The following is a 24,189-nucleotide window of genomic DNA, read 5'->3' on the forward strand; positions in this document are numbered from 1 at the left end:
TGGTCAGGACTGGAACAAACGGCTATCGATCGCGATCTGTCGCCGGGACAGGCAGGACATTTGTTGGTGCTTCTGGTAAGCCCTCTTCAATCTCAGGTGCTGGCGAAATGCGGGTGAATCTACCGCTAATCGAACCAAGTACTGAACCGCGGATGCGCAGCTCCTCCGCTCCACAGATATACTCGAACTCGTAGTGTCGATCCTGTCCTTCCAACCTCAGGTCATTGTTGGAATCGAGCGATCCGACGCTTCGATGACCGTCAGACGTGACAAAATCACCATAGCCGCGCGCCACGTCACGATCTTCGCAGACATAGAGATTGGGACCGCTGCTGCCCCAATAGCCGAGAGCAGCGTTGAGGTTATAGACGGTTTGCGTCCGTACCCAATTCGCGCCATCACGTGCAATAACGTCAGAAGCAAAGGGCTGGTCCGAGCGAAAGAGGCCGCCCGGATAGAAGGTCCAGACCGGCGGCGGGTGGTTCATGTACAAAACTTCGGTCCCGGGGACGGTGGATTCAGTTGGTGGTACCCAGGTGTCGTCACGCCAGCGCCCTACCAGACATTCGTCAAACGCTGTGGGCAAGTTTGAACAGCTTCGCCGACATGTATCACCCACGCGGTCCGCGCGGATGCTGTATCTTGACGTATCCTTGTCAACGCCGAAACTGACCAGAACCAGTTCCAAGTCTTCATCGCAGCGCGTATCAATGATCACTTCGCTGTCAATTGGAATCCACGAACCGTCCGGGTCACCGTTCGGTAGGGCATCGGATAGGAAAATGGTGCCGCCATCCTTGGGAACAAGCCGCCATTGACCTGGTGCTAGGATCAGTGTTGTGCGCATCAGCTTACCAAGGGGCACTTCGACGCCAAGCGTTTGATCCTCGTCCAGCCGGTAACTGGCGCGAGGATTGCGATGACTGGGTGACAGGCTTCGTCCATCGCGTAAGCTGATATGGTAAGCAGAATAAAGTTTGGCAAAGTCGTACCAGCGTTCAGGTTCCATCAGGCGGTTAATCTCGCGCGCATTGTCGACGTCGCGTGCGATGCCCTTCATGAATGGGAGGATCGCGGACGGGCCATCCTTTGCCGACATCCAGGCAAAGAAAGGCCATGCGGTATATTCAAGTTCCGTGAAGTCTTTTTCATCCGCCCAGAATTCGAATGCCACCAGGTCCACCATGGGTGCATTTGGTATCGCAAATTGCCCAAACCAGTCAGCGGAACCTTCAAGGTACCAAAATCGCGGGTCGGGTTCGATGGCCAAGCCTCGGCCAGCGAAACTATTGCCAAGGTGTTTGCGCACAATGCAGTGAAAAATTTCGTGTGCGACAGTACGTTGCAAAATGAGCGGATCATCGGTGAACATATTGGGTCCGATAGCAATATTGCAGCGCGACCAATTCAGGCCCGAGCGATAGAAGGATTCACCATCGGCCTTGGGATGACGTGTCTTACTAACGACCAGTTTTAAGACCTTGCCAAAGTCGATGTCCGATCCAAGCAGCCTCGCAGCGACCATCGAGTGGCGGATCGCGTTTGCAATGGCCTCAACCCCTGCGGGGTTGTCCGGTGCGCCGACTTCGACACCGATTTCGACATGAAGGATGGCCCCTTCGGGGTCGTCATCCCAAATTCGAAAGTTGTCGACGACCGGCCAGGTGCACATCGACGTTCGGAAATCGAGAAACATCGATTGGTGGGGTAGCACTCTTGGATCGAGTTCTGGAGCGCAGCGTTCAAGACCCTGAGCAGCGGCGGTCGAGGTCATGACTGCAACGGCGATTGCCGCTGCTCTGAAATAGGTCACGGTGCGCCACATTTGAAAGTGGTCTCGCCCATGAAGGCGGCAATGGACTGTAAAAATGCCTGTGCGGCCACAACGCCATGCGCGGCCATGATCTGTTGGCTGGTGATCTGACGGGCAAAAAACTTGGCGACAGTCTCCTGCTGATCCGCCTCGAACATATCATCGGCCACACCCTGCATACATTCGCAGGTTTCCGTATCCCATGTACCCCTCGCGCTGCATGCCTCTTCGATCGGGGCAGCCTGTGCGTTTGCTGCGAGAAGAATAAATAGGGTCGGGATGGTAAGACGCGTCATGTTTGGGGTCTCCTCATTGTTCAACGAGACAGGCCGGTCCGTTGAGAAGTTCAGTCATCGGGTTAGGATTTTCCGACGAGTAGCTAAGTGAGGCGGTTTGTCCCCCAAGGAAAGACACTGTGTCGGCGCCCTGTTGGATGAAGCCAGCCATTATGGCTCGCGCTTCTGTGTTGAGCGTGCAACGCGTTATCTCGCCCCCAAGCCCTTCCATAGTCACGACGCAGGTTTCGCCTTCCGGTCCTGCCACCGAACGGCCAATCGTACCGCGCAGCAGCGGAGCCCATGCGTCCTGCTCCAGTGGTGTGCACGTTTCGAGGGCATCAAGATATGCTGACGCCTCACGCTGCACGCGGAGGCTGCCAAAAAAGTAACTGACCAATACGGCTCCGACAGCCGCAATCACGGCCAGAGTGACAACGATGCGAATAACCCACTTCATCGAATTCACCCGTGAAAAGTTCAGTATACTAAATCATCATAGCATATTACGGAATGCTCATCTCATCAACGCGCGGTCAAGAAATTGAATAACAGGATTCCAAGTTAAGTAACCTTGGCTCATTTCACCCTGGAACTTGCTTCGCGAAAACAGCTCTCTCCAAACTTAGCCTTCCAAAGGGGTAGCTGTGCTGAGCCTCCCCAACTGAACTGGCCCACAGCAATAGTTTTATCGCCGACGCCCAACGATCTCAAATTCCGCTTTTGTACCTTTTTGCTCTCGCGGCGAAAGTCCGATATGCGGGTTGCGATTGCAGCATCGTCGGAACGTGATAACGGTCCGCAATGGGCCGACCAGCGAAGACGGCCCAAAGTTGCTAGATTTCAATGGCCTCGGCGATTGCTAGCGCGTCCTCTAACTCGACGCCTAGGTACCGGACTGTGCTGTCCATCTTGGTGTGTCCAAGCAGAAGCTGAACCGCCCGCAAGTTTCCTGTCTTCTTGTATATCTGGGTTACCTTTGTTCGCCTCATTGAATGCGTGCCATATGCGCTCGCCTCCAGACCGATTGATGTGACCCAGTCGCGGACGATCCGCGCATACTGGCGTGTCGAGATATGCAGGCGCTCGTGGAAGCGACCAGGCCAGAGGTACTCGGAGCCAACCATAAGCTCGTCCTCCATCCACCTCTCGACTGACGCCCGAGTACCTTCCGATATCTCGAACCGAACGGGCTTTTGCGTTTTGCTTTGCAACACGGAGGCGCGCTCCTTGATCTGACCTGATGCCATTACATCGGCGACTTTCATCTTCACCAGGTCACAGCCGCGCAGCTTGCTGTCGATCGCCATGTTGAACAGTGCGAGGTCACGATGGTTTTCGGCCAATTCAAGTCGAACACGGATTGCCCAGACATGCTTTGGCTTCAGCGGCCGTTTCTGACCCAAGATGCGGCCCTTGTTCCATGCAGGGCGAAGTGCGCGAATGGCTGGCAGGTTTGGTGTTTCCATGACTGATCCTCCGATCCGCCATGCCCTCCACAACGACAACCCGACGTTGACGAGGCACCATATCACGGGATTGCTGCGCTGCCTCCGAGGTCGGAAGTGAGCCCACTTTGACCGATGCTGCGCGATGCACCAATTGCAGCAATGCGCAGAAAGCGGATTTTGCAAAGTTTCGCCAAGGCACCAAGACGGACGCTTATCGCTGTCTCGTATGCAGCAGGATAATTTCCCAAAAATGATCGTTAGTCTTCTGTGCCGCTGACCCAAGCCACCTTCAAGTTTGGACCGAAGAGCAACGGTTTCACCTCTACTTGCCTAGTTCTAAGCTAGGCGGGCTCAAATTCTCTGTTGTCCGCCAAAGCATCAAGGCTTGTATCGTGCGTAGTCGAAGTCCATATACACGAGGCTTACGTTTTTCTTTTTCGACCTGCTGTCTCCTAAATCCGGCGTTCAGTCTTTCGATTCAGACCGACCACGCCGAGTCGCCGCGATAATGCGGGCGGCAAGATTTAGGAGACTTACACCATGGCAAATGGCACAGTAAAGTGGTTCAACTCAACCAAAGGTTTTGGCTTTATCGAGCCTGAAGATGGCAAGCGCGACGTGTTCGTACATATCTCAGCACTTGAACGTTCCGGCCTAAGCGAATTGAAAGACGGTCAGAAGGTTACTTTTGACGTAGAAGCCGGCCGTGACGGGCGCGACAGCGCCGCCAATCTGGCACTCGCCTGACCTTTTACGGGCACCCTTTCTGGGTGCCCGTTTGCACACTGGGCTACTATACGCCGTTGGAGAACAAGTAAGTTGCAACCAAAAGACTGGACGCGGGCGCTCGCGCAATACCGTGTGCCCGATGCAAAGCGCAGTGTTTATGAAATTGCGATCACCGTTGCCCCCTTATTCGCGCTATGGGCTCTAGCGTGGATGGCTTTATCTATTAGTGTCTGGATCGCAATATTACTGGCCATCCTGAATGCCGCATTTCTGGTGCGTATCTTCATCATTATGCATGATTGCGGTCATGGATCTTTCTTTAGAAGTCGCACTGTTTGCAATTGGACCGGCCGGGTTCTAGGTGTACTTGCCCTGACACCCTATGACGTTTGGCGACAAAGCCATGCGATTCACCACGCCTCAACCGGTAACCTTGATCGGCGTGGTATGGGTGACATCCCTACATTGACCACTGAAGAATACCTTAAGCGGAAGTGGTTCGGGCGTGCCGCGTATCGTCTGACCCGGAACCCCGTCTTCCTGTTCGGTGTTGCGCCGATCTATACGTTCTTTATTCAAAACCGTTTACCTCTTGGTTTCATGCGTTCGGGCTGGCTGTACTGGGCAAGTGCGATGGGAACAAACGCTGCAATTGCAGGGATATTGGCCCTAGTTTTTTGGGCCGGAGGCATTGAGGTTTTAGCGTATGTTTTCCTACCAACCATGATTGTCGCATCATCGATTGGTATTTGGCTTTTCTATATTCAACACCAGTTTGAACACACGACCTGGGAACGGGAAGAGGGGTGGAACCTTCAGAACGCCGCATTCTATGGAAGTTCTCACTATGCCCTACCAGGCATCCTTCGGTGGTTCTCTGCTAATATCGGCGTACACCATGTTCACCACCTGGCCAGCCGCATACCGTTTTATCGGCTAAACGAGGTTTTGCGCGACCATTCTGAGTTGGAAAATTGCCAGCGTATTACTCTATATGAGAGCTTTCATTGTGCACGCTTGCATCTTTGGGATGAAAAAAGTCAACGTCTGCTGACATTTTCTGAGGCTTTGTCGAACGCCAATTCCAATAGGCAATTAGTGTAGTCTGGCACGTACCAGATAGGCCTCGACCGTATCACCGCCCAAGGCGCGAATGGCCTCTAGTCGGTGAAGGCCTTCAATTAGTACAAACCTCTTGTTGTCCGAGCGTATCTGGATCGGGGTCTTTTGGCCGTTCTTCAGGATATCTTCGGCCAGCGTCAGAACTTTTTGTTGATCAAGCGTTTTCGCACGTTTCACAGGTACATAGATCAAGTCGAGCGGATATGGTCTTTTCTCCAACATAAGCTAAGTGAGCAACCTTTCGTGCATTTGTTCCGGTTCGAAGTTCGCTACAAGAGCTGGCGCTGGAACGTACGTCATAGAACCGAACGAACAGCGTCGCGCAGTTCCTGATGCATAATCCAAGTTGCTGGCTCGTCGTCACTTTCGATGTGAGAAAATGCCAGAACTTGAGCAGCACCATCATTCTGTACCGATCCGCCTTCGGGAAGTTCGAGCTCTAGATACTCCGCAATCAATAGACCGATTTTCTTAAAGACCTTGATTGAGGCCTCGCGCGATTTGTAACCGGCCGCCTGAGACAAGTGACCAATGGTCAGACCATCCTTGCCTGCGATTGTAAGTGCTTTGAGCAATGTGACCTGCGCCGGGGTGAGCCTGATCTGGCGCAATGCCTCGGCATATTCTCTTTCACTGGGAACGAGGGTGCCGGAGTTTCCCTCCAAACGGCGTTGACCGCTACGCTTCCTGTCTCGTTCTTCGAGAATTTCTTTTAAGGCTTCAATGGCCAATACTGGTGTTTCTCCAACTGCATCGGCAATCATTGCCTGCGTTTTAGCCGGCGGCTTGGGAAATGCCCGTGCAACACTATTGCCGCTCAGAACGCCAGCCTTAATCAAGTACTTTCCAAATTCTTCCTCAATCACTCCTGATACGTCAGCGTTCCGCGATTTACGAACACTGCGGTCCTGAAACGCTCTTTGTTCCAGGCCATGAGCTGACATCTTTGAACCGGGAAGGGTTACTTGAGGGGCATTTTTACGCATCAGAAAAACACCACTACAATTATCGCTGCAACGCACACTGCTGACGCAATAGATATCTTAATCCCATAGGACCGGCGACGCACCTTTTTGGCTTTGAGACTTTTACCCAGGTTTTCGTCAATCGAGTTATGGTTCACGGCTTAGTCCTTCCGGGTTTGTCAGGCGGCTTTGGTTTCCACCAACTTATTGTCGCGGCACATTTTCGGTGCACTTGTCGTTCTGTCTCGTGAACGGCCGATTACATTCCCAACCATCACCTCTTCGATTCAAATGCGCGTTTGAAGGGACAAGGATCGCAACGCACCTGTCCCGGTTTGCACGAAAACCACGTTCGCATTTCCATCCGGAATAAGTTTCAGGTGCAAGATATGCATGCTGTGGAACAGCCACAGGCTCACAGCCGCTATCCGCTGCCCTGTAACCTCGGAGGCATACCCAACCATCCGAGCTTCTTTTGTCACTCAGACGACCGTTTTTTGGGACTTCTATTGCGACACAATTTTGATTCTCCTTACGAAATCCCCAGTTGCAGTGTATTTCCTGCACGCCAAACCGAGTTTCGACGTAACCATTTTGAGGCGAAATCACTTCCTCACATTTATCTCCGACACGCTGGAACAGCCGATTGCACTCCCACTGATCTCCGGTCGATGCAAGATAGGCATTTTCAGGAACTCTTATTGCCTCACAGAGTTCTCCGACATTCTGAAAACCGTGATTGCATTCCCAGCCGCTGCCGTAGGCGCTACCCGTCAAATATGCGTTTTCTGGTAAGTCGGTTCTTTGGCAGGATCCGTTTTTGTTTTCGAAACCTTCGCCGCAAACCGATCCATCGGCATTGCCTGCGACTTGGGCAGGAAGTTGCGTTCCTAAGAGCAACACCAAGAGTGTCGGGATCAAACAAAGAATGCAGCGCGTAAACACGATGAATGACTGATTGAAACGGAGCCTGAGACCTGATCTATCGGGCATCAAGCACACAATTTACGAGCCATGTGCTGTTCATAAGGCGCCTTCTTTTATGGGTCACGCGATGACTGAGGCTTATCAGGTGACAGTTGCGAATGCTTGCGAGGAACGAGCTCATGGCGAAGACCCCAGCGAAACCCGTTCCTACGCTGGGACACATGCTACAATTAGTCTGAAGGCCATTGGATCATCGTAGCCGGCAGCATCGCGGCGACGAGTAACTTTTTATCATTACACTCTTGTCGTTCCTAGTCTGTGAAGAGTCAAGGACGCACGCTCGTCAAGAAGCGTGTGCTGCGGAATGGTCAATTTTTGAGACCGGCGAGTTATTTGGTGGTTAAGAGAATAACTTGAGAGGCAAAATTCACTTTGGGGCAATTTAGGTTGACAATTCATCTGTGAAATCGCCGGATTTCTTGGGCAACAATCTTGGAGGTGGTGAACGCTCGCCGCTCCAGCCTAATTGCCGACACCGAACTAGGAGATTCGCAATTTCTATCGACAGTTTTGCGGAAACCGAGATTGGAACACACCTGGCCGACGCTGCACGTCGCTGCCGCATGGTTTTCTTCACTGGATTACCAGCGTCTGGAAAGTCATTTCTGTTGCGCCAGCAGATATCCATTTCGGTCTCCTTGGGACGTGGCGTGCATATCATGCGTTGGGATACAGGGCTCGCGGCGTTTCAAACCGAAGATCTACTCGCTAGGTATCCAGATGTTTCGGATGGAACTCATCCGTTGATCCGAAAGGCAGCCGGATTGTGGGGCCGGAGAGCCCTGGCGCGATGGCTGGCAGAGAATACCGATCCCACAGACATGATTGTCGGTGAAGTCCCTATCATCGGAAACAGGTTTTCAGAGTTCATCCAGGCGCAGCCGGATCAGATTGAACCAGCCTTAGCATCCGAGGAAACCACATTCATCTATCCCGTTCCTACAAAGAGCTTGCGTGCCAATCTCGAAGCTATTCGAAGATCTACGTTTGCGAACCCGAAACATCCTGATGAGGCCAGAGATGCGCCTCCATCGACAATGGAACTGGCTTGGCGTTTGACGTGTGCCAAGGCCGCAGAATTGGGTTTGATCTCTGAAGCGGACAGTCATTCTCCGTACGAGGAGATGATTTATGTGCGGTTTTTTGAGCACCTACTGCAACACCGAAACTCCATCAGAATTGGGGTCGATACGATTTATTCAAATGCCGGGTCAGCCCATGATCTAGAGGCGAGTATTTTAGAACTCAATGCAAGCCCGGATGAAGTACGGTGTGTAGTCGCAGAGGTAGAGGCTGCTTTTAATGTCGAGGAAGCTACCCGAGACGTTGAAAACTGGTATCGGGTATAGCCTCGTGCAAGAGTTCGCTCTTTGGCGTCTTGGAATCTGCAAAGTCTAGTTGTGAATGTCCGCTTCGGGCTGCCTGTGGTCATCCACCCTCAACAGGCGAGTGACAGTATTGTCCGCATCTCGGAAGTCACCTTGCTTGGAATTGAAGGTCTGCTTTGGGCTGAAAAATACTACTAGGCCACAGCCGCAAATCGCAGGAATAAAGTTTGCCGCGATAGTCGTGGGTGTCTGAGTCTGGTGTCGACACCCGCAAAGCGAAACTCGAAAAATCGTTCATTCGTTGGAATCAGGCACACCCAGTTTTCGCAGATCCTCTACCCACCGATTGAGATACGCCTCACTCTCGAATGGCGCATTCATCGCCTCTTGGATAGTGAATTCGGGATTGGCCACTAGAAACTCATCGATAACGGTCTGCGCATCACTGGGAAGACCAAGGCGTAAAAGAATTGGCGCGTAGGTGCGTTTCAAGCCGTCGGGTATTTCGTTCATTTGTTCAACTGAAGTCTTGGCATCTTCATATTCCTTGGCGAAGTACTGAGCCCAACCCAGATTCCAAAGATACCAGTCTTGGTGATGTGGGTTCAGCCGGATCGCCAGTTTCATGCGCTCAACCGCTTCAGGCGCCTTGCCGCCATAGACGAGCGGGTCAATGGAATCTGCCAGAACGGATGCCGAATTTGGATTCAGCGAAATGGCTTTGTCATAAAGCGAAGCAGCCCGCTCAAGGTTACCGCTCTGAGTAGTTGCATTGGCTAAGACCCAATGACCTTTGAAATTGAAGGGTTCCAGTTCAATGGCTTTTCGCGCCATCTCAAAGGCGCGCTCCAGTGATTCCTCGCGCGTTAAAGAGTTCGTCCACCCCCAACGATACCCGTTTATGTGTGCCCAAGCGTTTTCGACATACGCCCCGGCATAATTCGGATCGAGAGCAATTGCTTTTGCGCTTAGCACTTCTGCCTTGATGTTTCCTTCTTTCGTGAAGGTAAACCACTCCTCCTGCGCTCGTTTGCGCAATTCGTAAGCGCCAAGACTATCAGTAGGCTGATGCTTAAGACGGCTGTACTCTGCCAGATCGATATTCGTAGAGAGAAGCGAAGCTATGGTTCGCGTTATCTCATCCTGTACTGAAAATATGTCCTGTAGGTCTCGGTCATAGCTGTCTGCCCAAATGTTCTGGCCCGTCGGCGCATCAATGAGTTGGGACGTCACGCGCAAACGCTCACCGGCAATTTGAACGCTCCCCTCAACAATGTAGCGAACACCCAATTCTTCTGACACTTTCTGTATATCTGCCGGAGCGTTCTTATATGAAAATGTCGAGTTTCGGGCGACTACGAAGAAGTCTGAAAAACGGGACAAGGCGGTCAAGATGTTCTCACTCAGTCCGTCGCTGAGGTAATCTTGGCTCGGGTCGTTGTTGAGATTGTCGAACGCCATGACCGCGATGGAGGGTTTGCCAGACAGCGCGGCGGCTTGTTCATCCGTGTCCGGAGATTGCACCACGGACCAAGGTTGAAGCCATGCCGCGACTACTAACGCCAGGACAATTGCGGTGCAACTAACCGTGATCAGACGATTTTTCGAAGGCTTGTTGGTAAGTGGCACGATAGGAGAAACGATGGCTTTTGCCTTTTCATCCATTGTAAGGCTGTAGATGTGAACGGGGTCGGAGATATTCTTGACCTCTCGCATCCCCAAATCTTCGATGGTGAGATCGAGCTTGGTATGAACCTGTTCGAAAACGCTAGCCGACATGTAAATGCCATCCGGGACAGCCAGGCTTTCAATGCGTGCGGCGACATTTACACCATCCCCGTGAATGTCATCCTGATCGACGACAATGTCGCCAACATTGAGACCGATCCGGTATCGTACCTGCGAACCTTGCGGCAGGTCCGCATTAGCGACGCCTACATAGTGTTGCATGTCCAATGCGCACCGAACGGCCTCAACTGCACTTGCAAACTCAAGAAGCATGCCGTCGCCCATCAATTTGACGATGCGCCCATGTCGTGAAGCGACAATTGGTTCAAAAAACTGCTCGCGATGGGCTTTGACTCTTGCAAGCGTGCCGGCCTCGTCATTTCGAATAAGACGGCTATAGCCAACCACATCGGCGGCAAGTATCGCTGCTAGACGTCTTTCCAAAGACTGAACTCCCACAGTGGGCACTACGCTAAACGCAAAATTGCTTCTAGGCCAGATGCGCTAGCCGAACACACATTTCCAAAAAGAGCGATTGTTAAATCTTGATAAGGCATCAGCCTTGAAGCTGTGCCTGACTGCGAAGTGCAGTAGTTCATTAAATGTCAGCTTGGGGCTGCGACCAGCCAAACATGCAAGCCGCAGTGGGTGGCCGCTTCGAGCCCAATGTTGCCGATGCTGCGCGTCGAAAGAATGTCTGCAATAGTGATGGGATCATCTGATCCGATAATTCCGGTAGGAAACGCCATGAACTTTGTGAAACCGCTTACTCTTGTGAAAGACATCGAGAAGTCCAAGTGCTTCCAGCCTGCCTTAGTCGTATCTGCCAGCTTCTCGATGTCTTATGTCCCGGGATAAGTTTGCCGCGATGAAGTCGCTCAAAATCCGACAGGCAACAGTTGCCGATGTAATTCCGCTCAGTGAGTTGATCCGACGCACAATTCGCGTTTCGAATTCCAAGGACTACGATCAAAAGTCAATCGACAGGCTGTGCACGATTTTTGAGCCGGAGCCGGTCACCAAAAGAATTGAAAACGAGTTAATTCTTCTTTGCTTCATGGGCACCGAACTCGTTGGAACGGTGGGTCTGAGAGATGACTATCTGCGTTCGATGTTTGTGGACCCTGAGTATCAGGGGCGAGGGTTGGGCAAAATGCTGGACGTAAGAATAGAAGAGGAGGCGCGACAAAGGGCAATCCCCGAAATGATGCTTCATTCCTCATTGACCGCGCGAGAATTCTATTTGGCCCTCGGCTATGAATTTGTGGAATTCCAAACGTACCCGGAGGGACCGTTCGTTTTGATGAGAAAGCCGCTCTTATAGCAACTTGCTGGAAACAAAATGAAGGCAAGAAGCGCGGTCGTCAAACAGCTAAATAAGCCCCTGAGAAAGACTTTGCAGTACGAAAAGTTGGCACAAAGTTTGCCCGATGTATCGCGACCCCCCATTTGAATCATCAGCATAGAGCAGACATTTGTTTCCGCGATTCCGACGGCTGTTTTGTCCCGTGTCTTACCAGTTCATGCGACGCGCAGTGAAGATCGATCTATCCCTGACCGGCCCTTGGCGCAGATCGCGGCGAAGGTGTCCGGAGAGCCCAAAGTTCCAAATGCTGCACCCTATATAGATAGCTGCGAAGCGCGATTTGCTGACATTCGCATGTGTAAGACATGTGTAAGAATGGTCGAAAACTGCCGTTGTCTGCCTCGCCTTGCTGCTGCTGCGCGGCCTTTCAAATCCATCTTTCGCACCACCTGCACGACATAGTCGGCGACAGAAGATAATGCCCCAGACTAATCCGCCCTTTTCATACGCCGCTATTGCCCATCCGTTCTCGTGCCATAGCCAAGCTAGCGACATCGGGCGTTCACCATCTGTGCTCTTTTCGCGCAGAATGGAATTGCCGCGCCAATCAAAAACCACGCTGCGCTTGATCGATGCGGCACGGCCTATTCTCCCGCGAAAATCTGCGCGGTCACATTCAAAGAACTTGGCCGCCATAGATCTCTGCGAGGTTCTCGGCGCTGCCTTCCATGAACATTGGCATCATTTTCGACATCATCCAGCCCTGCATACTCGTGGTTTCAAAGTACCGCCGCATGTGCATGATTGAGCCGCCTTCAGTCGGTGTCACGATCACGACCCCCCGGTGGCCTTCAAAAGCATCAGGTGCCCAGAGTGGCTTCGCGACCATGGAAGACTCTGGGTCTAGGTGCACGATTTCGTCTGTTTCGCCTTCCTTGTAAGAGACAAGCGAACCGACCCCAAAATCACCAGCTTCCCTGGCTGAATTGTCAATCACAACATTCTCTGGTGGTGGGGACACCCACTCCCCGTAGTTTTCGAACGCAGCGACGATCACCATCGCATCGGACGGTGTCATCGGCAGGAACACCTTGACCTCAGCACCGAGCGGTTTGTCGGTGAAATCCCGGACATCCAAATCCCCAAACGCATGCGTTTCGGGCGACAGGCCAACATTCGGGTCGCTCCTCAAAGTGGAACTGAAAGTGAGGAATCCGAACCCGGCGACGATTGCGACCACGACCAAGCCGCCGACGATTTTGAGTAACTTTTTCATCTTGCTCTCCAACGTGAGCATGGCGACGACCCGCCACGCCCTATATTTGGTTTCATTATATTACGCGGGCACAGCACCAGCAGCCGACGGGGAGCTGTGTTTGATGCCTTTGCTGTCGATCTTGCCGCCGGTCTTGAGGTGGTGCTCAAGGCTCTCCAGCATCAGCGACACGCGCTTTTTCATCATCGGCTTCATCATGAGATTTCCCATAATCGCGCCGAGAGGGCCCATGCCGATTTCGATGTCCATCTCCACGATGACGTCGGTGCCGTTGCCACTTGGGCTCAGGCGGATGACGGACTTGCCGCCCTTCATGGGTTTGGGGGTCTCGCTCAGCGTCATGTGAATGGCGCGACCGTCCTCGATCTTGGTGATTGTCTCAACGATGGACGTCTTGTCGACGAACTCGCAGCGGCGCTTGGCGCCCACGCCCTCATTGTTCTGGCTGAGCAGCGGGGAACGGACGACCCACGGCTGAAAGCGCCAGATGCCGCCCCAGTCATTGAAGGCTGCCCAGATGTCTTCGGCCGACGCATTCACGCGTTTTGTCATTTCTGCATGCATAGTTCTGTTCCTTCTAGGTTTGAGGGTAAGCTGCGCGCGACACGCGCTTAGGCAGTAGCTTCCGCGAGATCGTCACTGGGCAAGGCATAGGCCGACATCGCGGCATCGACCTCAGTTCCGACCAAGTGGTTGGTGTAATTGGAGAAAGTCTTGCACGCGATCGCGAGGATCACCCCAAAGACGTGCTGATTGGTAAAACCGGCAGCGAGAAAGCGGTCGACATCGCCTTTCCCGACCGACCCTCGCAAGAGTGTCATCCTGCGGGTGAACTCGGACAAGGCACCAAGCCGGTCGTCTGCAGGCGTGTCGCCCTTGCGCAGCGCCTCTAGCGCGTCCTTCGGAACGCCAGACATCACGTCCGCCAGCATGGAATGCGCGGCGGTACAGTAGTGGCAATCGTTTGCCTGACTGATTGTGAGGAAGACCGTCTCCTGCTCGGCAGGCGTAAAACCTGCCGTTTCACGGAATGCTGCATAACTTGCGGAGTACTGCTTCAGAACGGCGGGCAGGTTCGCCATGGCCGCGTACATGTTCGGGACAAAGCCAAGCTGGTCGCGGGCACCAGCAAGGATACCCGCTGCGGCGCCTTCTGCGGTGTCGGGCGTCTTGAGCTCAACTGAGATGAGTGGTGGCTTGGGCATATCGCGAAATCCTCCGGGGCTTGATGCTGCGAATGTGACGTCACGACTTCTCCCTTGCCACGTTCAATTTCGCACCGGACAGTTCCAATAATGGTACGTGCTGGTCTGAAATTGGTCCGTTAGGATGACGGCGTTTGCCTCAAAAACAGGACTCGTCCGATGCGGTTTTTCAGATCGTTTGCAGTTGTGATTGCTCTCCTTTCGGGGCTGTCCGCACATGCGGATGAAGGATGGACGGACCTGGATTTGTCGAGCGCGCGGCTGATCGCGGCGCAAACGGCAGCACCAGCAGATGGTTCGCTTCAGGTCGGCATCGACATTCGGCTCAAGGATGGCTGGAAAACCTATTGGAGAACCCCAGGCGACGCAGGGTACCCGGTCACGGTGGATTGGTTGGGTTCGGACAACGCCGAACCATCCCAAATGCAATGGCCCGCACCGCATCGTTTTTCGCTGTTCGATCTCGACACCTTTGGATATGGCGAACGCATCGTCTTTCCGGTGAATGTGAATATCCCGGACCCGACACAGCCTGTTCTGTTAAACGCGGTGGTCGACTATTTGCTTTGCAAGGAAATCTGCGTCCCGCAAGTCGCCACAGTCTCTCTCACACTCGATCCCGGCACGCCGTCTGCTGGCCTGGATGCCCAGTTAATTGACCTCTACCAATCCCAGGTTCCCGGCGATGGTTCTCAATCCGGGTTGTTTCTGGACGAAGTCACCCTCTCAGACACTGGTAAAAGCATCGCAGTGCGCGTCACCTCCGTTTTCCCGCTGACCGCTCCAGACGTAATCGTGGAGGGACCGGAGGACGTCCTGTTTTCCCGCCCTACCGTTGATCTGCAAGAGGATGGGTTGGGCTTCACCGCGACGCTGGACGCCGAGACGTTGGAAGGCACGCCCGCCGACCTTTCGGGGAAAGACCTGACTCTCACCATTGTGGATGGCACGCGCGGCCTCGAAGCTCAGCTGGACACCGCAGCGCTCACCCAGGCAGCGGTCGGCATCTCTGTCTCTGCGTTTTTGGGCTTCGTCGGGATCGCCTTTGTTGGCGGCATGATCCTGAACCTGATGCCATGCGTCTTGCCTGTGCTGTCAATCAAGTTGCTCTCGGTCGTCTCTCACGGCGGACACAGCCCAGCCCGGGTCCGCCTGTCGTTCCTGGCGTCTGCTATGGGCATCCTGGCGTCCTTTTGGGTCCTAGCACTTGGCGCCGTCGCCCTGCGTTCGGTGGGCGTCGCAGTGGGATGGGGCATTCAGTTCCAGAACCCTTACTTCCTTGTCTTCATGGCCATCGTGGTCACGGTATTCGCCTACAATCTACTGGGCATGTTTGAAATTCCGCTGCCACAATGGATGTCCGGGACCGCGCAGATTGGCAACTCAGACACGCTCAAGGGTCACTTCCTGACCGGCGTCTTCGCGACGCTGCTCGCCACACCGTGTTCCGCGCCTTTCGTTGGAACAGCAATCGGGTTCGCGCTGTCATCGGGCACGTTCGAAATACTTACCATCTTTACCGCGCTCGGTCTCGGCCTTGCGGCGCCCTTCCTGCTTGTCGCTGTGTTCCCCCGGCTCGCGACGTCGATGCCGAAGCCCGGCAAGTGGATGCTCACAATGAAGAAGGTGCTTGGGCTTGCCCTTGCCGCAACAACCGTGTGGCTCCTCTTTGTCATCGCTGGCGTTTCCGGGCAGACCCTTGCCATCGTCGTATTGGTCGGCCTTCTTGCCATAGGTGCGGCGCTTTGGGCAGGTCGGTCAGTCGAGGGCCGGGGCGGCGCCATCGGTGCGACGCTTGCCATTGTCGCACTGGCCCTGATGTTCAGCCCCAGCGTGATCACTTCGTCGCAGACCGGTGCCTCCTCTGTGGCGACAGCCAATTTCGGAGTCTTCTCCATCGCTGAGCGAAACCGCCTCGTCTCGGCGGGCGAGGTTGTCTTCGTTGATGTGACAGCGGATTGGTGTATCACGTGCCAAGTCAACAAACGCGTCGCCCTCAGCGACGGTGACGTACGCGCAGCGCTGGAAGCGGTGGGCGTCGCCCCCTTGCAGGCCGACTGGACACAGCGCGATGATAGTATTCTGTCGTACCTGACGAGCCACAGCCGCTACGGCATTCCGTTCAATGTAGTCTACGGGCCCGGCGCGCCGGCCGGGATCGTGCTGCCTGAGCTTTTGACACGCGGAGCCGTCCTAGACGCCCTTCGCGAGGCGCAAGGTTAAACGCCGCGCCCCTCAATGAGATCAAGCTTGTCGGAAACGGCGTCGTAGAGATACTCTCGGAAACTCCGAAGTCGGACGGTGTCTCGCAGGTCCGGGTGGGTCAGAACCCATAATGAAGTATGCGGGATTGGTCGTGCGCCGGGCACCCGCTGAAGCCCTGGATCGAGATCGCCCATCATGCATGGAAGGAAGGCCATACCGAGGCCGCGCTTGGCAAAAGCCATCTGGACAAACACGTCGTTGAAACTGCCAGTGACCGGCATGGGTTCCAGCCCCGCCGAATGAACCCATTTTGGATACTCGACAACGTCATCCCAACCAAGCCAGCGTCCGTTTCGATTAGATCCCGAGAACACGTGGTCACCAATGTAGTCCGGCGAGGCATAGGCACAGGACGCCTGGGTCGCCAGATTGCGTCCGACCAAGTAGTCAGGCGGTGAATTGCCTTTGTAGGTAAAGCGCATTGCAATGTCTGCTTCCCTCTTTGACAGATCGAGAAGATCATCGGTCAGATCGAGGATCAGGTTAACGAGCGGATTTTGCTCGACGAAGTTGGCAAGGTCGTCGGTTAGGACGCACACGGCCATCGGTAGAGGAAGGGTAAAGCGAACGTCGCCAGACAGCTCGCGGTCCCGTCCCGCGACGGATCGTTCGGCGGCGTGCATTGTTTCTTCAATTGTTCTAGCGGATACAAGCAACTCCTCGCCCGATGGCGTGATCAGTAAGCCTTCCGATGTCCGGTCGAACAGCCGTGTCTTCAACGCGAATTCAAGCGCGTCCATTCGGCGGGACACAGTAGAGTGCGCGACCTTCAGGCTCTCTGATGCACCACGGATCGAACCCGCACGCGCGACGGCGAGAAAGACCTTCAAATCGTTCCAATCGACAGACACTGAGACAGTCACCTTTGCCTTAGAAGCGGAGTTTTCATCGTGTTTGGATGTCACACTTCAATATATAGCTGGTGTTCCATTTTTCGTCCAGTGTGGCGCCAAAACAGAACATGAGGTGCGTTTTCAACTAGTGTAAGTCTTGCGCAGGTACCCAACCAGGAGGATTCCCATGCGCCTGATTTCCACACTCAAGGCAACTGCCGCCGTTCTTTCCGTCGCCACAAGTCTCGCTGTTACCGCACCCTCGGCGATCGCTCAAGATATGCCACCGCGTGTCGTCGGAGCGGTTATGGTCGACGAATTGACCATGGCGCCAATGCAATTCGCAATCGAAGTCGAACTCGCCGCATCGCCCGCTGAGGTTTTCGCCTTCGTTTCTGACAGTAACAACGTTGATGACATGATCGGCGCGGTGTCCAGTGTCTCCGTGTCGGGCGACGGTATGTCTCGAGATCTGACACTCGCGGATGGCACGGTGGTGACCGAAACGATCCTCGTGAATGATGCTGGCAAAATGTCTTTTGCCTATAGCTTGCCCGGCGACAACCCGTTGGGCTTGTCCAACCACCTTGCCGTGATGCAGGTCCGCCCAGCTGAAGAACGCGACGGCGCAGTCCTGTCGTGGCAGCAGTATTTCGACGGCGAGATCCCCGCGGAGGTGATGGCGCTTTATACCAAAGCTGCAGCAAGCCTCACTGACCGATTTGGCGGCTATTCCAGCGGGATGCACAGCGGGATCTCCGATGTCACGTTGACCCACACCCGGATGTTCAATGTGTCGGCGCAGGAAGTCTGGGCTGAGGTTGCTGAGAACTACGCCGGTGCCCACGAATGGTCGAGCGTAATCGAGTCTATCGAGTTCGAAGACACGGATGGAAAAATCGGCGACGTGCGCGCCTGTTTTATCCCCGGTCTTGGTGGCGCGACCCGCGAGATCATCACACGCTACGACGAAGACAATCTCACCTACGCTTACACAATCGAGGCAGGCATGCCGCCCTTCGTGACCTCCAACGAGGCCGAATGGAGCGTCAAACCGATTGATGAAGATTCGTCAGAAGTCACGGTTTCTATCGTCTTCGAGACCGCACCGGGCGTGCCGCCGCAGGCTGTCGCTTTCGCGCGGACGAGCTTCTTCATGTTCGCGGGCTTCGGGATCGACGATCTCAAGTATTTCCTTGAGAAGGGCACGCCCTACGCCCGTCAGTTCCCGTCTTAAAACTAATCGCCCAAGGGGTCGAACATGCGTAAAACAATATCTCTTCTGCTAGCAGTTGGCTTGTCGATCCCCTTCGCAGCCGTGGCCCCCAACGGGGCCGCGGCGCAATCTGACGCGGACATCATCACGCTCGTGACCGATCAGGGTGAGATCGATGCACGGATCATACGAGAGGCGGACGCACCCGGCGCCGCGCTCATCATAGGCCTCCATGGTTACGGCATGGACGCCAAGCAGATTGAATCACTCGTCAATGTTGAGCCAAACACAGACCACTCCTTTGTTGCCTTGAACGCGCCGGTGCCCGTGGAGGGCGGAGGGGGCGCTTGGTTCCCTCTCGACGATAGCTCGGGCTCAATTGTGGTGGACCTTGACGATGTGCGCCTGGGCAGCGACACGGTTGCGGACGCAACACTCGCGCTCGTCACCGAGACCGGAGCGGACCCCGCGCAGGTCTACATCGTTGGGTTCAGTCAAGGTGCGTCGATGGCGCTTGGGCTTGCGTTGACCCACCCCGATCTCGCGGCGGGCTACATTGCCTTTGCGGGCGGGTTGCCGCGCGAGGTCCGCGCAGAAGACTGGACAGTCGAAGGCGGCGCGCCGGTCCTGTTGGGCTACGGCACGCGCGACGCGCGATATAGCGCCGAGGAACTGGACGCAACCGTCGCCGCGCTTTCAGATGCAGGACTGTCCGTTCAACTGGAAACCTTCCCGGTCCCCCATGTCGTCAGCAGCGCCGGGCGCCGCGCCATTACGGCCTGGATTGACGACCGGATTGCAGGTGTGCCAGTGCCGCAAATTCGGCCGCTTCCCATTGCGGCCACAGCTGCCCCTGACACCGACGCCGCGCCTGAAACCGTAATTGCCGAAGCCTTAGTCGCCGCTGATGCGCGCGGCGGCTATTTCGGGAACCCCGAGGGCGATCTCGTGATCTACAAGTTCTTCGACTTCAACTGTTCGATCTGCCGCATCGCGCACCGCCAGATGGACAGGTTCCTGTCGCAGATGCCCGACAATACGCGCGTGGTTGCGGTGGACGTTCCGCTGCTTGGTCCCGGATCGCGCGAAGCCGCGGCGTTGACGTTCTCGATCGCAAAGCCGGAAGACTATAACCGCGCCTACCACGCGCTCATGGATGGCCGGGGCCAAATGACGGGCGCCCGCGCGCTCCGTGAGCTTGAATCCATCGGGATTGCCGTGGGGATTGCGGATACCGAAGCTGCAATCGACGCATACCAGAACGACATGCGGGTCAACACGGCGGCCATGCGCGCGCTTGGCCTTGTGGGTACACCGGGCTTCTTTGTCCGCTTGCCGGATGGCCGCGAACAGATGTTCACCGGCTGGGACGCGCAGGCAATTGCGGCCTTCGTTGGCTTAACGCTGAAGTAATCCAAGCCAGTTTCCGGAGGCCACAGATATGACCGAAGCACTGTAATTCAAAACAGATGACCTAGGCGCGGCTCAAACGCTCTTGTCCCAGGTCCGTCAGCGTTCGACGACATTGGTCGAACCGCTCTCTGCCGAAGATGCCATGCTGCAGTCCATGGAAGACGCGAGCCCCGCCAAGCGGCATCTGGCCCATACCACCTGGTTTTTTGAGGAATTCATTCTTCGACCGCGCGTCAAAGACTACGTCTCTCCGGACGACCGGTTCGCGTTCCTCTTCAATTCTTACTATGTGCAGGCAGGTTATTGGTGCGTTAATTTAATGTCTGCTTTCTAAACTGGGCGATGCAGCATTGAAAGAGTAGGCGAACGGCGGCTTTGGGCCGTCATTTTCCAATCGTCAAATTTCAATGGTTGACAGGTTGGAGCGCGTAGTTCCAGCGCGGCACTCAAATTAACGCACAGGAACAGAGAATAATATGTACCCGTCTTTGCGACCTACTTCTTCAGCGCCTGTGTCGGTGATAAAGACACCCAGATTCTCCATATCTTCGGGGCAACCAACCAAGTCGGCAGCGTCATCGAGGAACTGGTTGGTGAAATCATTCTCACCGATCCGGCGGCACTGATCACCCTCTGCGCGGTAACCGTCCCCAAAAAATGGCAGATCCGTATCCGAGTTAGTTTGGTCGGACGCACAGGCGGAGAGCGAGAGGGCTGTTAGGCTCAGGATAACATTGCGCACAAGCAAACTCCTTTAGTTGAATTGCGAGCAGTTTAGCATTTTTTCCGCTGTGTCAGAACACTCTAAGGTTCCATTTGATTTGCATAAACCTGATCTGTTCAATCAACAGCACAGAGGCAGTTTCCAGCACCATTTTTCGGCGCACAGCTTTTGCGAAGTTTTACCAGTCAAACGCTGGAGTAACATAAGAACAGGGCTCGCCGCATTGCGGTGTGGGCGGAATCGATGAATGGCAGGTTTGGGCCGATACGACTTGTTGCGTTCAGCCGTTAAACCAAATCGGCGCATCGTCTTCTGACCAAGTTGCATACTTTTTCATGACCAGCAGGAACGCTTCACTGTTTAGGAACTGATCCAACCAAGCGACTAAACTTGGCCACTTCTGCGCATCAAACCACGCCCGGTCTATATGTGCAAATTGGCGAACAAATGGCAGAAGCGCTAGATCGGCTAGGGTGGGTCTATCTCCAAAAAGCCAGGCCCGCCCAACTAACCGCTCGTTGAGGTCGAGCAAGTAGCCCATCGCTTTCCTGCGTTCCTCATTGAAGTCCAGATCCGGATAACGCGTAGCGTATTTTGTATGATCCAGTGCAGTTTTGAACGGGCCATCATTCGCCGAAATTAGGTCCCAGCCTTCTGGGGGCATGTCCAAAAGCCGCTGCGGATCATTTTGTTGAAGCGCCCAAACCATGATTTCCAGGCTTTCATCTATGACTTTGTCTGGAAGACGAAGCGCGGGCACTGTGCCGGATGGGGATGTTTGCAAGAAAGCGTCTGGCTTGTCCCTCAAGAGAATTTCGCGCAACTCGACTGTTACTCGTGAACTCGCAAGTGCGAGCCTGGCTCTTATCGCGTAAGGGCAGCGACGAAACGTCCAAAAGATAGGGTTGTTATCCATTCTAGGATTTATCTCCAGATCTATCTGGCTGGTCAAACCTCCAATCGACTGCCTATTGGAACTCCTGCCTACTGTTTATGGGCAGATAGGTGTGGCGATCCTGCCGTCCCAACAAATAAACGCTGCAACGGTGTCAAAGTCGGCTTTGCGGTTGCGGCAGCTGTATCAATAACGGCCGTTGGACGTCGGCTCTGGGCCGATGGCTAGGTAGTGGTAATCGGGACAGGGGCCTATGCTGCGTCCACTCCGAGGTCAGCAAAGAGCCCATTTAGTCGATCGCTGCAACAAGAACGGGTGTCCGCTACGGGAATTGCCAACGGGGCGATCTGGGCGAGCTATCCATGCATCTTCGCTCCCTTGGTGATTTTGTCCACGATCTTCTTGTCGGCGCGCAGCGCGATGCCAACGGTATTAGCCTCGTCAGGTCCATGTTCCGCAAAGACCGCCCGATTGGCGTCATCGTGCCCTGTGGCAAACATCTCCTCGATGTAGGCCACAGTGTCTACACCTCTGCCGCGCGCTCGATTTCGAATGTTGGGCAGCACATTGGCCGCGCCTGACAAAACGATCACAGGCTGAACACTCATCGGCAGATACGTGTTGCCGTCACAGTCTTCGTAAGGTTTGCCGATCAGGTCAGGATTGGCCCCGGTGACACCGCTCATCAAAAACGCGGTGACGTTCAATTTCTGCCATGTGGCCAGGTCGTCGCGGACGATGATGGCGATCTTCGTTTCGAACATGTTTGTGTTCCTTCTCAGATAATTGTGATCATGGATGCGGCGAGGCTCAAGCCAAGGGCATAGTTGAAGAGTCGTGCAGCTGTTGGGTTCGCTAAGGTCCTGCGCAAGGCGGCCCCGCTGGCCAGCCATGGGAAACATCTCAGAATGGCAGCAGAAATGAACACCGCGCTAAGCGTGATTGCCTGTACGAAGGCAAATCCATCTGCGGCCATGTCTTCCGCTTAGTCCTTACTTGCAGTCTTGAATAGATCTTTGCGCAAGGTCATCAGCGCTTTCGGATCGATTTTTGCTTGGATAACCGTTGTATTGTTAGAGGCGATCGCGTGTTTCAAAGCAGGCCCTACTTCACCGTCACCCTCGACCCAAATACCTTCACCGCCACAAAGCTCGGCAAATGTGTCGAAGCGCGGGGACCTGATTTCGGCACCGAGCAGCCGCCCTCCATAAAATTCTTCTTGATAAGCTTTTTCGGCACCCCAGGCCTCGTTGTCGAGAACAACGATTGTGATAGGTAGATCGTGCGCAATAGCAGTTTGAATTTCGATCATCGTGTAGCCGATCGCCCCATCGCCCATCACAGCGACAACAGGGCGATCAGGGGCGGCGGCCTTCGCACCGATGGCGGCAGCGAGGCCGAAACCGACCAACCCGAAATCAAGTGGCGTGATGAGCGACATCGGCGCGTAGTGCGCGAGCCTGTCTGCAGCCTGAAGACAGGTGTTACCTGTGTCGAGCGTGACAATCGCATCTTCTGGCAGTACGTCGCGAATTTCCGCCAGCGCGCGCCGGGGATGCATAGGGAGCGTGGCGAGGGTGGCTTCTTTGGCGCGTTCGGCCCAAAGGGATTCCATGTCTGCCTTGAAACCCTCCCGCCAGGCATCGCAATCGGGTTTAGTAGCGGCGTCGCATAGTGCTTCGGCGCTGAGGCGCGCGTCTCCTTGCGCAGCGATCTCAGCGGGGAAATAGCGGCCCACGGCTGAGCCTTCGACATCTATATGTGCGATGCGCGTATCCGCACCCACATAGTCGTTACTGTGGAAGGTTGAGTTGAAGCCGAGCCTTGCGCCAAGGACGACCATAACGTCGGCCTCTTTGGTCAGGCGGCTGGCCACGGTGTTGCCGCGAGGGCCCGCTTGTCCAGCAAACCAGGGGTGGCGGTGACGCATCACGTCGGCGTGGCCTGTTGAAGCAACAACCGGCACCTCGTGTTTCTCTGCCAGCGTCGTGAGGGCGGCGCGACCTGCTCCCCATTTGAAACCACCGCCTGCGAAGATCACGGGGCGTTTGGCCGCCGAAAGTAGATCGGCAATCGCTGCAATATCTTCGGGTGCTGCGGGGCCGGGGCGTGCCAGCTTGAGTGGTTTTGGTTCGATAGCTGGGCCTTCGGCGGAGAAGAGATCACGCGGGACATGCAGGACGACCGGACCACGGCGGCCGGAATTTGCCAATCTGATCGCATCTTCGACCATGGGTGCCAGACGGGCTGGATCCGTGACCATGACAGAGCGTTTCGATATCGGCGCGAAGAGGGCGACCTGATCGACCTCTTGAAACGTGTCTTTGGCCTGATCAGCTCGGGTGATTGCCCCTGCGATGACCACAAGCGGCGAATAGGCGAGCTGCGCCTCGGCCACGGCGGTAACGATGTTCACCACGCCGGGTCCGGCCTGCGCGCCCAGAACCACGCCCGGCTTACCGGTCATCCGTGCCCAAGCGTCCGCCATATGCCCGGCCGCGCGTTCGTCGCGTGCCCCGACATAGGCGATTTCGCCGCCTTGATACATCGCATCGTAAAGCTCCAGCATGGAGCCGCCCAAAAGGCCGAACACGGTATCGATGCTGTTGGCTTTCAGGACTCGGTAGACGGCCTCACCGCCGTTGATTGTGGTCATGT

At 55.0% G+C, this 24,189-nt stretch carries 25 protein-coding genes; 8 read left to right on the top strand and 17 right to left on the bottom strand.

Features of this window, described 5'->3' with window-relative positions:
* Positions 1-22: 22 nt before the first annotated feature.
* From RA28_RS05515 to RA28_RS05530, 4 genes are all read right to left on the bottom strand, one after another.
* On the bottom strand, positions 23-1,813 hold the full coding sequence (locus RA28_RS05515) for a hypothetical protein (RefSeq protein ID WP_152612009.1): 1,791 nt from the start codon (positions 1,811-1,813) through the stop codon (positions 23-25).
* Positions 1,810-2,109: a hypothetical protein gene (locus RA28_RS05520; protein ID WP_039524380.1), complete on the bottom strand. Its 300-nt coding sequence runs from the start codon at positions 2,107-2,109 to the stop codon at positions 1,810-1,812. The genes RA28_RS05515 and RA28_RS05520 overlap by 4 nt, the downstream gene beginning before the upstream one ends.
* Before the next feature lie 13 nt (positions 2,110-2,122).
* Positions 2,123-2,548, bottom strand: coding sequence for a hypothetical protein (locus RA28_RS05525; RefSeq protein WP_039524382.1), 426 nt, complete (start codon positions 2,546-2,548; stop codon positions 2,123-2,125).
* A 376-nt stretch (positions 2,549-2,924) separates the two neighbouring features.
* Positions 2,925-3,557: a tyrosine-type recombinase/integrase gene (locus RA28_RS05530; protein WP_039524383.1), complete on the bottom strand. Its 633-nt coding sequence runs from the start codon at positions 3,555-3,557 to the stop codon at positions 2,925-2,927.
* 522 nt (positions 3,558-4,079) lie between these two features.
* On the opposite strand from RA28_RS05530, the gene RA28_RS05535 reads away from it, so the two are divergent.
* Complete coding sequence (locus RA28_RS05535) at positions 4,080-4,286, top strand: cold-shock protein (RefSeq protein ID WP_039524385.1); 207 nt, start codon at positions 4,080-4,082, stop codon at positions 4,284-4,286.
* Between the two features lie 72 nt (positions 4,287-4,358).
* Positions 4,359-5,372 carry a fatty acid desaturase gene (locus RA28_RS05540; RefSeq protein WP_052261277.1) on the top strand — a complete coding sequence of 338 codons (1,014 nt, stop codon included), beginning with the start codon at positions 4,359-4,361 and terminating at the stop codon, positions 5,370-5,372.
* Here RA28_RS05540 and RA28_RS05545 read toward each other — a convergent pair.
* The 3 genes from RA28_RS05545 to RA28_RS22925 all read right to left on the bottom strand — a co-directional run bounded on the left by RA28_RS05545 (position 5,364) and on the right by RA28_RS22925 (position 6,819).
* Complete coding sequence (locus RA28_RS05545; protein ID WP_039524390.1) at positions 5,364-5,612, bottom strand: ParB N-terminal domain-containing protein; 249 nt, start codon at positions 5,610-5,612, stop codon at positions 5,364-5,366. The two genes, RA28_RS05540 and RA28_RS05545, sit on opposite strands and share 9 nt — an antisense overlap.
* A gap of 74 nt (positions 5,613-5,686) precedes the next feature.
* Entirely contained in the window at positions 5,687-6,376 is a 690-nt protein-coding gene (locus RA28_RS05550) for a hypothetical protein (protein WP_152612010.1), read from the bottom strand.
* A gap of 266 nt (positions 6,377-6,642) precedes the next feature.
* Positions 6,643-6,819, bottom strand: coding sequence for a hypothetical protein (locus RA28_RS22925; protein WP_206539612.1), 177 nt, complete (start codon positions 6,817-6,819; stop codon positions 6,643-6,645).
* 1,086 nt (positions 6,820-7,905) lie between these two features.
* On the opposite strand from RA28_RS22925, the gene RA28_RS05560 reads away from it, so the two are divergent.
* Positions 7,906-8,691, top strand: a complete 786-nt coding sequence (locus RA28_RS05560; protein WP_039524396.1) for a hypothetical protein — start codon at positions 7,906-7,908, stop codon at positions 8,689-8,691.
* A 273-nt stretch (positions 8,692-8,964) separates the two neighbouring features.
* On the opposite strand, the gene RA28_RS05565 is transcribed toward RA28_RS05560, so the two are convergent.
* On the bottom strand, positions 8,965-10,842 hold the full coding sequence (locus RA28_RS05565; protein WP_193747354.1) for an adenylate/guanylate cyclase domain-containing protein: 1,878 nt from the start codon (positions 10,840-10,842) through the stop codon (positions 8,965-8,967).
* A 161-nt stretch (positions 10,843-11,003) separates the two neighbouring features.
* Positions 11,004-11,183: a hypothetical protein gene (locus RA28_RS22640; RefSeq protein ID WP_152612011.1), complete on the bottom strand. Its 180-nt coding sequence runs from the start codon at positions 11,181-11,183 to the stop codon at positions 11,004-11,006.
* A gap of 83 nt (positions 11,184-11,266) precedes the next feature.
* Between RA28_RS22640 and RA28_RS05570 the strand changes: the two genes are divergently transcribed.
* Entirely contained in the window at positions 11,267-11,722 is a 456-nt protein-coding gene (locus tag RA28_RS05570; protein ID WP_082029764.1) for a GNAT family N-acetyltransferase, read from the top strand.
* A gap of 658 nt (positions 11,723-12,380) precedes the next feature.
* On the opposite strand, the gene RA28_RS05575 is transcribed toward RA28_RS05570, so the two are convergent.
* Genes RA28_RS05575 through RA28_RS05585 form a run of 3 tightly spaced genes read right to left on the bottom strand, consistent with a single transcriptional unit; the run spans position 12,381 to position 14,185 of the window.
* A complete protein-coding gene (locus RA28_RS05575) occupies positions 12,381-12,980 on the bottom strand; it encodes an SRPBCC family protein (protein WP_152612012.1) in 600 nt (199 codons plus the stop codon).
* Between the two features lie 60 nt (positions 12,981-13,040).
* Entirely contained in the window at positions 13,041-13,544 is a 504-nt protein-coding gene (locus RA28_RS05580; RefSeq protein WP_039524404.1) for an SRPBCC family protein, read from the bottom strand.
* 47 nt (positions 13,545-13,591) lie between these two features.
* Positions 13,592-14,185, bottom strand: a complete 594-nt coding sequence (locus RA28_RS05585; protein WP_052261278.1) for a carboxymuconolactone decarboxylase family protein — start codon at positions 14,183-14,185, stop codon at positions 13,592-13,594.
* Between the two features lie 159 nt (positions 14,186-14,344).
* Between RA28_RS05585 and RA28_RS05590 the strand changes: the two genes are divergently transcribed.
* Complete coding sequence (locus tag RA28_RS05590) at positions 14,345-16,408, top strand: protein-disulfide reductase DsbD family protein (protein ID WP_039524405.1); 2,064 nt, start codon at positions 14,345-14,347, stop codon at positions 16,406-16,408.
* Here the strand turns inward: RA28_RS05590 and RA28_RS05595 are convergent.
* Positions 16,405-17,301 (bottom strand): LysR family transcriptional regulator, encoded by an 897-nt coding sequence (locus RA28_RS05595; RefSeq protein WP_193747355.1) that lies wholly within the window; start codon positions 17,299-17,301, stop codon positions 16,405-16,407. The two genes, RA28_RS05590 and RA28_RS05595, sit on opposite strands and share 4 nt — an antisense overlap.
* A gap of 169 nt (positions 17,302-17,470) precedes the next feature.
* On the opposite strand from RA28_RS05595, the gene RA28_RS05600 reads away from it, so the two are divergent.
* The 3 genes from RA28_RS05600 to RA28_RS05615 all read left to right on the top strand — a co-directional run bounded on the left by RA28_RS05600 (position 17,471) and on the right by RA28_RS05615 (position 20,246).
* Entirely contained in the window at positions 17,471-18,520 is a 1,050-nt protein-coding gene (locus RA28_RS05600; RefSeq protein ID WP_039524407.1) for an SRPBCC family protein, read from the top strand.
* A 24-nt stretch (positions 18,521-18,544) separates the two neighbouring features.
* Complete coding sequence (locus RA28_RS22165; protein ID WP_052261280.1) at positions 18,545-19,912, top strand: DsbA family protein; 1,368 nt, start codon at positions 18,545-18,547, stop codon at positions 19,910-19,912.
* Positions 19,913-19,994: 82 nt separating this feature from the next.
* Positions 19,995-20,246: a DinB family protein gene (locus tag RA28_RS05615; RefSeq protein WP_039524409.1), complete on the top strand. Its 252-nt coding sequence runs from the start codon at positions 19,995-19,997 to the stop codon at positions 20,244-20,246.
* Between the two features lie 117 nt (positions 20,247-20,363).
* Here the strand turns inward: RA28_RS05615 and RA28_RS05620 are convergent, their stop codons facing one another.
* The 4 genes from RA28_RS05620 to RA28_RS05640 form a co-directional block, all read right to left on the bottom strand.
* Positions 20,364-20,654, bottom strand: coding sequence for a hypothetical protein (locus tag RA28_RS05620; RefSeq protein ID WP_039524411.1), 291 nt, complete (start codon positions 20,652-20,654; stop codon positions 20,364-20,366).
* A 262-nt stretch (positions 20,655-20,916) separates the two neighbouring features.
* On the bottom strand, positions 20,917-21,552 hold the full coding sequence (locus RA28_RS05625) for a glutathione S-transferase (protein WP_039524413.1): 636 nt from the start codon (positions 21,550-21,552) through the stop codon (positions 20,917-20,919).
* Between the two features lie 335 nt (positions 21,553-21,887).
* Positions 21,888-22,295 (bottom strand): DUF2000 family protein, encoded by a 408-nt coding sequence (locus RA28_RS05630; protein ID WP_039524415.1) that lies wholly within the window; start codon positions 22,293-22,295, stop codon positions 21,888-21,890.
* A gap of 221 nt (positions 22,296-22,516) precedes the next feature.
* A complete protein-coding gene (locus RA28_RS05640) occupies positions 22,517-24,187 on the bottom strand; it encodes a thiamine pyrophosphate-binding protein (protein ID WP_039524419.1) in 1,671 nt (556 codons plus the stop codon).
* Between the last annotated feature and the right edge of the window lie 2 nt (positions 24,188-24,189).

It is taken from the genome of Ruegeria sp. ANG-S4 (genome assembly GCF_000814005.1).
In the GTDB taxonomy this organism is placed as follows: domain Bacteria; phylum Pseudomonadota; class Alphaproteobacteria; order Rhodobacterales; family Rhodobacteraceae; genus Ruegeria.

Excerpts from the sequence above, each read along its gene's own strand:
- RA28_RS05590 (WP_039524405.1), top strand. The coding sequence starts at position 14,345 with ATGCGGTTTTTCAGATCGTTTGCAGTTGTGATTGCTCTCCTTTCGGGG.
- RA28_RS05575 (WP_152612012.1), bottom strand. The coding sequence starts at position 12,980 with ATGAAAAAGTTACTCAAAATCGTCGGCGGCTTGGTCGTGGTCGCAATC.
- RA28_RS05525 (WP_039524382.1), bottom strand. The coding sequence starts at position 2,548 with ATGAAGTGGGTTATTCGCATCGTTGTCACTCTGGCCGTGATTGCGGCT.
- RA28_RS05530 (WP_039524383.1), bottom strand. The coding sequence starts at position 3,557 with ATGGAAACACCAAACCTGCCAGCCATTCGCGCACTTCGCCCTGCATGG.
- RA28_RS05550 (WP_152612010.1), bottom strand. The coding sequence starts at position 6,376 with ATGCGTAAAAATGCCCCTCAAGTAACCCTTCCCGGTTCAAAGATGTCA.
- RA28_RS05580 (WP_039524404.1), bottom strand. The coding sequence starts at position 13,544 with ATGCATGCAGAAATGACAAAACGCGTGAATGCGTCGGCCGAAGACATC.
- RA28_RS05560 (WP_039524396.1), top strand. The coding sequence starts at position 7,906 with ATGGTTTTCTTCACTGGATTACCAGCGTCTGGAAAGTCATTTCTGTTG.
- RA28_RS05640 (WP_039524419.1), bottom strand. The coding sequence starts at position 24,187 with ATGACCACAATCAACGGCGGTGAGGCCGTCTACCGAGTCCTGAAAGCC.
- RA28_RS05625 (WP_039524413.1), bottom strand. The coding sequence starts at position 21,552 with ATGGATAACAACCCTATCTTTTGGACGTTTCGTCGCTGCCCTTACGCG.
- RA28_RS22640 (WP_152612011.1), bottom strand. The coding sequence starts at position 11,183 with ATGTCTTTCACAAGAGTAAGCGGTTTCACAAAGTTCATGGCGTTTCCT.
- RA28_RS05535 (WP_039524385.1), top strand. The coding sequence starts at position 4,080 with ATGGCAAATGGCACAGTAAAGTGGTTCAACTCAACCAAAGGTTTTGGC.
- RA28_RS05520 (WP_039524380.1), bottom strand. The coding sequence starts at position 2,109 with ATGACGCGTCTTACCATCCCGACCCTATTTATTCTTCTCGCAGCAAAC.
- RA28_RS05630 (WP_039524415.1), bottom strand. The coding sequence starts at position 22,295 with ATGTTCGAAACGAAGATCGCCATCATCGTCCGCGACGACCTGGCCACA.
- RA28_RS05545 (WP_039524390.1), bottom strand. The coding sequence starts at position 5,612 with ATGTTGGAGAAAAGACCATATCCGCTCGACTTGATCTATGTACCTGTG.
- RA28_RS05585 (WP_052261278.1), bottom strand. The coding sequence starts at position 14,185 with ATGCCCAAGCCACCACTCATCTCAGTTGAGCTCAAGACGCCCGACACC.
- RA28_RS05570 (WP_082029764.1), top strand. The coding sequence starts at position 11,267 with ATGAAGTCGCTCAAAATCCGACAGGCAACAGTTGCCGATGTAATTCCG.
- RA28_RS05600 (WP_039524407.1), top strand. The coding sequence starts at position 17,471 with ATGCGCCTGATTTCCACACTCAAGGCAACTGCCGCCGTTCTTTCCGTC.
- RA28_RS22165 (WP_052261280.1), top strand. The coding sequence starts at position 18,545 with ATGCGTAAAACAATATCTCTTCTGCTAGCAGTTGGCTTGTCGATCCCC.
- RA28_RS22925 (WP_206539612.1), bottom strand. The coding sequence starts at position 6,819 with ATGGTTGGGTATGCCTCCGAGGTTACAGGGCAGCGGATAGCGGCTGTG.